Annotated in this window: 3 protein-coding genes; 2 read left to right on the top strand and 1 reads right to left on the bottom strand. The window is 35.6% G+C overall.

What is annotated here, in order from left to right; translation table 11 throughout:
- Positions 1–222 precede the first annotated feature (222 nt).
- Entirely contained in the window at positions 223–606 is a 384-nt protein-coding gene (locus tag J416_RS14775) for a YlaH-like family protein (RefSeq protein WP_003475207.1), read from the top strand.
- Positions 607–641: 35 nt separating this feature from the next.
- Here the strand turns inward: J416_RS14775 and J416_RS15560 are convergent, their stop codons facing one another.
- Positions 642–845, bottom strand: coding sequence for a YlaI family protein (locus J416_RS15560; RefSeq protein ID WP_003475206.1), 204 nt, complete (start codon positions 843–845; stop codon positions 642–644).
- A gap of 139 nt (positions 846–984) precedes the next feature.
- Between J416_RS15560 and J416_RS14770 the strand changes: the two genes are divergently transcribed.
- Positions 985–1,242: a hypothetical protein gene (locus tag J416_RS14770; protein ID WP_003475204.1), complete on the top strand. Its 258-nt coding sequence runs from the start codon at positions 985–987 to the stop codon at positions 1,240–1,242.
- Positions 1,243–1,274 lie beyond the last annotated feature (32 nt).

The following is a 1,274-nucleotide window of genomic DNA, read 5'->3' as shown; positions in this document are numbered from 1 at the left end:
AAACCAGCAATTGCAGATAGAATGATGAAAAGAATATTTCGGTAGGCAATGGCGATGCCAACGAGTGAAAAAGATAAAATGACAAGCATAGCTAAAATGAGCTTTGATAGTTGTAAATTTTGCAATCAAATCACCTCATATATCTAATTTTTACTAGCATAACACATGTCCTTTTAGTATGATAGAACGTATGTAGAGTGACTCAATTTTTGGAGGTAAAGAATGACTCAGCAAAATGTAATTGAAGTACCAGATAATTTATGGCCAGTTGCCGATTTTTTTATGAAAGATCTCGGTGATACGGTTGATTTGACAAATGAAAGTCAGATGTCTGCTTTGATAGAAGGTTGGTTTTACCTTTATCTTACGGTTGTCGTATTTGCGATTCTTGCATATAAATTTGGCTTTGCCAAAAAATTATCACCTGTTAAATCGCTTGTTGTGTATATTTTGTTATTGATCGGGACGTTTTTTCTTACCTTGATTTTTGGACTGAACTTACCATTAGCGGAAAGTTTGTTTATTATTGCAATTGTCATGGGGGTATACCGTTTACGTCTTCACCGTGAAAGAAAGCAACAGCATAATGATGAAGAACGAGCATAAACAAACAGAACCCAAATCTATATGGGTTCTGTTTGTTATATATAAAGGTCTTTCGTTTTCTTTTGGCGGAATAATTGAAAGTTACCAGTAGCGTGTCTTTCATTTGTTTTCGTTGTAATTCGCTCGTTACATTCCGGGCACATATACGTATGGATGCGTCGGTTACGTAATTTTTTCGCCTCGGGTGAATCATTATCTATCTTTTCTATTTTTTCACATAATGCACATTTTACTCTCACAATATCACCTCGTCGACATACCTCAAATATCATTCACATTTTCATTGTAACATAAATGTAGTTGATCAACAGTGAAGTTTTAAAATGGAACATGCGGGTATACTAACATTAGAAGAATATGTAGAAAGGATGGTCTATTTTGAATAAAGGACTGATTGTCGGAATCATTGGAACAGTTAGTTTAGTTGGCGTTGGATGTGTTCTTATCAATGAAGATCGTCGTATGATGTTAAAAAATAAATGGAATGGCCTTCGCTCAAGTTTAAAGCAAGGTGCTGAAGATTTGCCAATCGAAGAAGCAGGCCATCCTGAAACCGATATGTTGGATAATGCTGACATGGTCTCTGAAGGCTCACAATATGGTGTGCATTACTACAATAAAGTAAGACAGACATAAGTTTGCTATTCATCGCTCACAAACTAGGAGCC

It is taken from the genome of Gracilibacillus halophilus YIM-C55.5 (assembly GCF_000359605.1).
Taxonomy (GTDB): Bacteria; Bacillota; Bacilli; order Bacillales; family Amphibacillaceae; genus Gracilibacillus; species Gracilibacillus halophilus.
The sequence above is the reverse complement of the archived record's forward strand: the minus strand, read 5'-3'. Positions and strand labels throughout refer to the sequence as shown.